This window comes from Methylobacterium sp. E-025 (assembly GCF_022829705.1).
Taxonomy (GTDB): domain Bacteria; phylum Pseudomonadota; class Alphaproteobacteria; order Rhizobiales; family Beijerinckiaceae; genus Methylobacterium.
On the sequence record NZ_JAKSYR010000167.1, the window covers coordinates 1 to 5,959 of the forward strand.

Annotated in this window: 1 protein-coding gene and 5 pseudogenes; 4 read left to right on the forward strand and 2 right to left on the reverse strand. The window is 55.0% G+C overall.

Going from position 1 to position 5,959, the window contains the following annotated elements:
- The 3 genes and pseudogenes from MKK64_RS24165 to MKK64_RS24175 form a co-directional block, all read left to right on the forward strand.
- Nucleotides 1–132 (forward strand): annotated as a pseudogene (locus tag MKK64_RS24165) (methionine adenosyltransferase); the annotation flags it as partial.
- A 542-nt stretch (nt 133–674) separates the two neighbouring features.
- A complete protein-coding gene (locus MKK64_RS24170; protein WP_243938097.1) occupies nt 675–3,047 on the forward strand; it encodes a glycosyltransferase family 2 protein in 2,373 nt (790 codons plus the stop codon).
- Nucleotides 3,048–3,130: 83 nt separating this feature from the next.
- A pseudogene (locus tag MKK64_RS24175) lies at nt 3,131–3,821 on the forward strand (IS5/IS1182 family transposase); the annotation flags it as partial.
- 9 nt (nt 3,822–3,830) lie between these two features.
- Here the strand turns inward: MKK64_RS24175 and MKK64_RS24180 are convergent.
- Nucleotides 3,831–4,623: pseudogene (locus MKK64_RS24180) on the reverse strand (IS5 family transposase).
- 71 nt (nt 4,624–4,694) lie between these two features.
- On the opposite strand from MKK64_RS24180, the pseudogene MKK64_RS24185 reads away from it, so the two are divergent.
- Nucleotides 4,695–5,777 (forward strand): annotated as a pseudogene (locus tag MKK64_RS24185) (IS3 family transposase); the annotation flags it as partial.
- A 33-nt stretch (nt 5,778–5,810) separates the two neighbouring features.
- Here the strand turns inward: MKK64_RS24185 and MKK64_RS24190 are convergent.
- Nucleotides 5,811–5,959, reverse strand: a pseudogene (locus MKK64_RS24190) (sugar nucleotide-binding protein); the annotation flags it as partial.

Consider the following 5,959-nt stretch of genomic DNA (forward strand, 5'->3'; position numbering starts at 1 on the left):
CTCGGCCTCAACAAGCCGATCTACGCCCGCACCTCGGCCTACGGCCATTTCGGCCGCGCCCCGGACGCCGACGGCGGCTTCTCCTGGGAGCGCACCGACCTCGCCGACAAGCTGAGGTCGGCCCTGGCGTAAGGGTTTCGAATGTATTCACTCGCGCGAGTAGTAATAGGGAATATCAGCTTACATTTTCCTTACCCCTCCACCTAGGGATATCTGGTTGCACTCACCGGTGATGAATAGCGGTCGGCGAAACATACCTTGTGATCTTAGATCATTTTGCCCTCAACTACGTGACCGAAGGCAGACGAAGTAGCTCAGCAAACGACCTGTTCTAGATCTGGCAGCTTTTGGACTTCGTTTCTAGGATTCTACAATTCCGGGCGGGAGATTCATTTGGTTTCGATTAACGACATAAGAGATTAGGACACTATCAGCCTAAATATTTCCAGTATAAGCACTGATGCTAGATTGCCACCCGCCGTCAGCTTTCGAGATGGCCAAACAGAAACGCGACGCGATTGTGCCGCTGATATGCGATCTATCTCTGCTTCTAAACCACCGTCTAAGTGCCGAGAACGGTATCGTAGCGCACACTCGATCGCTTTACTCCGATACTGACCTAACACAGATCCTGATCTAAGCTTAGTTTTGTCATAGGATGAATAAGGTCGAAAATGAACCCGCCAGAATTCATTAGAAAACTCAAGAGTCTATCTGTCAGAAGATACTCGACGCATGAATTACAAGCACATATTGCAGGTGTTCGAGACTTCGATCTACGCAATGGCAAAATATCAAGCGGGAAAATCGATCTCGCTGAAGATGGCCAGATTGAGTTTAAATTCAAGAATTTCATTGTAGAGACCTCAGCCGTTGTTCATCTGAGGGTCGAAGCAATATCGCACGATTTTGCTTTAACACCGAGGACTTACATTGATTTCGGCCTTGGCTACAGCCAACTTACATCCATTGCGATGATGCCTTGCGGCAAAAATGCTTGGGAGTGCTATGTTGCAACGCCGCATCTTGTCAATTGTGTGCGTGTTGACTTAACAGAAGAAGCTGGGATCGTCGATCTGAAGTCGATTGTTGCACAACGCGCTCCTTTAACAGGTATAATTCCACGATTGATTGCACTCAGTTACTCTCAGGGCAATCAGACTGTGCATAAAAGCACAGATTATATCTTAGAATTACTCGGTGCCTTTGCCGAGCAAATTTCACATGGCGACGAGAAAAATAACCATCGACTAATTGCATCAGCTTTAACTTTATCCTTGAACTATATTCCTGCTATCTTGCCGGCGTCCAAAGATCGTTATTTGGAATGGATAGAACACTACGAAACTTTGACTGACGCGGATCGCGAATGGATGTCGCAGAAGACAGAGAGCTTTATAAAAAAGCCTGTCTTTTCGATCCTCATGCCAGTCTATTCTCCCCCTCTTGACCTTCTTTCTGAAGCAATCGAATCTCTTCTCAGCCAAACTTATCCTCATTGGGAACTTTGCATTGCCGACGATGCTTCAGACGGCCAAGCCGTTCGGCGTCTAATCGAGAAATATTCGGCTCTCGATTCGCGCATCAAGTTCATTTTCCGCGAGGAAAATGGACACATATCACGTGCTACAAACTCCGCCGCGGCGCTTGCTACTGGTGATTTTCTCGTTCTGATGGACAATGACGATCTGCTGCCTTCGCACGCATTATATACGGCTGCATACTATATAGACGCTAATCCTGGTTGCCGAATGCTGTTTTCCGACGAAGATAAGATAAGTACTTCTGGTTTTCGATGTGAACCCTATTATAAAGGTGCTTTTGATCGGTTTTTGATGTATGGTCATAACATGTTTAGTCATCTCGGGATCTACGCTCGAGATCTTTTTGAATTAGTGGGAGGGTTTCGCGTCGGCTTTGAAGGCAGTCAGGACTATGATCTAACTCTTCGTTGTATGGAACTATGTACGGATGCCGAAATTGTGCATATCCCGCATGTGCTCTATCATTGGCGTCAGATTCCGGGTTCGACTTCAATCGCACCTGGCGAAAAGAGCTATGCTTTTACCGCCTCCAAGCGCGCAATAAATGATCATTTTGAGCGCAAAGGGTATTTTCTTGAGTCAGTGAATGCTGAGGTTCCTGGCGTCGCGACGGTACGCACTTTATATCAGCCGAACCCTGCCGAAATCAGTATCATCATTCCTACAAAAGACGGACTCGAGATACTTCGGCCGTGTATCGACTCACTGATGGTCCATCCAGATCCTATGACTCAAATTGTCATTGTTGATAATGGATCGGAGGAAGACGAAACTTTGGAGTATCTTAGAGTCTTGGCGCGAGATGCCGAACGTTTTACTGTGGTGCGCGATGACAGTGGCTTCAATTTTTCTCGCCTTGTAAATCTCGGTGTAGCGCACTCGCGGGGAGAAATCATATGTCTCTTAAATAACGATACTGAGTTGCTTTCTGGCAAAATTTACGAACGTGCGCGCGCATGGCTTGCGATGCCTGATGTTGGCATTGTCGGTGCGCGTTTGTTGTATCCAGATCATACTGTTCAGCACTTCGGTGTCTATGTGGGAGTTGGCGCCCATAAAGTTGCGGATCATCCCCATCTTCGGCTCTCAGATCATACCCATGCGCAGTTTAGTAAAAGCCGACTCCTTCAGCAGTTTAGCGCTGTAACGGCGGCCTGCTTGTTCGTCAGAAAATCTGACTATAATAAGGTGGGCGGATTTGATGAGGGACTTGCTGTTGCATATAACGATATCGATTTTTGTTTACGAGTTCAGCAGGCGGGCTTTAAAATTGTCTGTGATCCAGAGATAAAGCTGATTCATAAGGAGTCAAAAACCAGAGGAGACGATAATAATCCTTCTAAGGCTGCACGGCTCGATGGGGAAGCTGCTATTGTACGGAATCGTTGGGGGGGCGCCTTAAACGATCCCTTTTATAATTCAAACTTTTCCAGTGATAATGCGCGATTTGAGATTGCTTCTAAAGCTCGGTTTCCTATTCCGTGGAAGAAAGATTTCGGTTGAGCGTTTCCGCAAGTTAAAATTCAAACTCGTATCGAGAACGCATAAGAGAGCGACGCGATACGGTCGGTGAGCGTTAATGGCGCATACCTCAACCTCTGCTTTCCGACGATCTCGGGGTTGACATCGCGTTGCGTCTGCTACGGGCCGGTCTGCGCGCGAAAAGCCGAGGGTCTCCGATTGAGAACTTTGCCGCGCTCACCGGCATCCTGTTCGTGTGGCTCTCGGGCCTACACTGGGAGATGTCGCCGGCCGAGATGGACTGCGGCTGCGGCATGAGTTTCTCACGGTGCCTGCGCGACTGCCAAGCGGCCGGCGTGTGGACGAGAGCGTACCAAGCGCGCCCGGAGCGCTTGCACGCGGCCCGTGAGATCGAGTGGCATCGGGCAAGGTAGGACAGTACCTTTGTCCCAGTCAGAAAAAGGGGGATGCCGCCGGCCCGAAACCCGACGGGTCGGGACGCGGTAGGAACGAAGCGCCACCGCGTCACCGACGCCCGCGGCACCCCGTGATGGTGAGCTTGCCGAACCATCGGCTTGAGACTGAACGAAGTCCAATGACACGACAGTCCGCAGATGGCGTCGACCGTCGATGCCATCCCACCGCTTAGCGTGGATGGGCGCGACCCGTCGCATTGACGTTCCGAAAAGTTGCACGCCGACGGCCCTAGATGCCAAGGCGCGTCAACACGCGTGCCGAGCGCGTAGGATCGTCTCGCGCATCACCCGCAAAAGCGTCGAGAGCAATGAGACACTCGGTCGCCACCGCGGGGTCGTCTAGGGCGTTTCATCGCTTGAGCCAATCGAGGGCTGCGGCGAGGCAGAGAGCACCCATGAAGCTGACGGCGGTCTTCTCGTAGCGGGTGGCGATGGCGCGCCACTCCTTGAGCTTGGCCCTGAGGCGCTCGACCTGGTTGCGGTTGTTGTTAGATCCAGCCCGGGCAGGCGACGGGCGCCTCGTGGCGCTGAGGCGGGATCGTAGGCCGGGCGCCCCCGTCCCAGATGTGCTCACGAAAGGCGTGGCTGGTGTAGCCACGGTCCCCGACGACTCATTTGGGCACGCCGTGAAGTTGGTCGAGCAGCGGAACCGCAAGGGGCAGCTCATGGGCGTGACCGGGCGCCAGCCGGAAGGCGATGGCGCGGCCCTGCCCGTCGGCGATCACGCAAGCCTTGGTCCCATAGCCGCCACGCGTCCTTCGACAGGCTCAGGATGATGCGGCCAAGAGCTTCATAAGTGTCTCGCTCTGCCGTAGATCCCCCCTTTTGGCGGCACCTGCCGCCTTTTGATGCGCCCGCACGTTCGTGCCGTCGAGGAACACCATCCCGAGTTGGACGCCGCGCTCCTGCACGAGGTCGAGCAGGCGCTCCCAGACGTCGGCACGGGACAAGCGGATGAAGATCTGCGCTGCTCGCCACCACAGACCCCGTTCCTGCGGAATGGCCCGCCATTTGGCACCGTTCCGATGCCGCCTGAGGATCGCCGAGTGCGTGGGTCGCAGGTCCTGCGGCGGCGTCTTGGCCTTGGGCCAATAGGCCTCGACCAGCGGCTCCAGCTCAGACCATTGCGCATCGCTCAGCATCGTCACTCCCATATCCGAGAGATGAAAACGCGAAACGACACAATCCCTTCAAGTGACGACAGACCCTAAAGCTGCGCCAGATCGGCGTTCAAACGGCGCAGGGCAAGAGTTTGGCGATAGCGTGTAAGGAGGCGGGGATCTCCAAGCAAAGTTACTACTGCTGGCGCGAGGAGTACGGCGGCCTGCAGATCAATCAGGCCCGTCGGATGAAGGAGCTGGAGCGCGAGAACGCTCGATTGCGCCGGCTCGTGGCTGACTTGTCCCTGGAGAAGCAGGTGCTGGCGGACGTCGTCGCGGGAAACGTATAGCCCCGGAGCGACGCCGGCAGGCTGTCGACGGCATTCGTGAGAAGTATGGTCTCTTAGAACGCCACGCCTGCCGGATCGTTGGCCGGCACCGGGGCACGCAGCGCTACGTGCCCACCGTGCCGGCTGACGAGGATGCGCTGACTCGCACCATCATCGCCTTGGCGTCCGAGTACGGACGCTACGGCTACCGCCGTGTACCGCGCTGCTGCAGGCCGCGGGCTGGCAGGTGGGCAAGGACCGGGTTCAGCGGATCTGGCGTCATGAGGGGCGCAAAGTCCCGCAAAAGCATCGACCACGCAGCCGTCTCTGATTGAACGATGGCTCCTGCGTACGGCTGCGGCCTCTCCACCGCAATCACGTCTGGAGCTTCGACTTCGTGCAGGGACAGACCCATGACAGGCGAAGCCTGCGCATCATGACGCTGATCGACGAGCACAATCGCGCCTGCCTAGCGCTGAAGGTCGCGAGGCGGATCAACAGTCTGGGTGTGATCGAGGCGTTGGCAGATGCGATGTGCCTGCATGGCATCCCCGACAACATCCGCTGCGACAACGGCCCAGAGATGATCTTGAAGGCTTTGCGGAAATGGGTCGCAAAAACCGGCCCGCAGATCCAGTACATTGCACCAGGATCGCCGTGGGAGAATGGTTATTGTGAGAGCTTCAATGGCAAGCTGAAGGACGAGTGCCTACGCCAAGAGATCTTCTACTCGCTCAAAAAGGCACGGACCGTGATCGCGATTTGGCAGAATACCAACAACCGCATTCGTCCGTAAGCTATCGGCCGCCCGCGCCTGTCACCGTCCCGGATCTAGCCTTCCGGCTACCCATGGCCACCACAATGCAGCAGCCTCTCAATCTTCCCGGTCCAAATTACCGGTCAGGTCAATCGGAAGGCCTCCGTTGTGACCGGCCCGATCAGGCGGTCGAGAATGGTGTCGAGAGCTTGTTGCCACGGCCGCATCGCGATGCCGTAGGCGGCGTTCAGGCTCTCGGTCGAGAGCGCCGAGTTCGCCGGCCGCCGGGCCG